The organism is Mesorhizobium sp. M2E.F.Ca.ET.209.01.1.1 (genome assembly GCF_004010375.2).
Lineage (GTDB): Bacteria > Pseudomonadota > Alphaproteobacteria > Rhizobiales > Rhizobiaceae > Mesorhizobium.
The window spans coordinates 1-305 of record NZ_SADP02000968.1 but is presented as its reverse complement, the minus strand read 5'-3'; the positions used below and the strand labels follow the sequence as shown (position 1 = coordinate 305).

Annotated in this window: 1 pseudogene; it reads right to left on the bottom strand. The window is 66.2% G+C overall.

Annotation, left to right across the window (positions count from 1 at the left end):
- Nucleotides 1-305: pseudogene (locus tag EN852_RS38715) on the bottom strand (hypothetical protein); the annotation flags it as partial.

Sequence of the window (305 nt, the reverse complement as noted above, 5' to 3'; positions counted from 1 at the left end):
AAAGCCTGCAGCCGACGACATTTGTTTCGTCGAAACAGGCATGGCTCGTTCGCGATGTTTCCAGTTCTCCTGACACCATAACCACTGACCAGCAGGGCCAGCACGCCAGCCGCCGGCCGCAAGCGCCGCGTGCGCAATGCGGCGACCGCACGAGGCCAGCGCAGCAGGCGGGACGCGAGCAGGCCCACATCCATCGCCAGCATCAGCAACGCCAGCAGCAACACCGCCGTGGAGCCGGTGGCCAGCGTGGCGATGGCCAGCTTCGGAATTTCCGGCGACGCCATCGTGCCCCAGAAGGTGGCGAC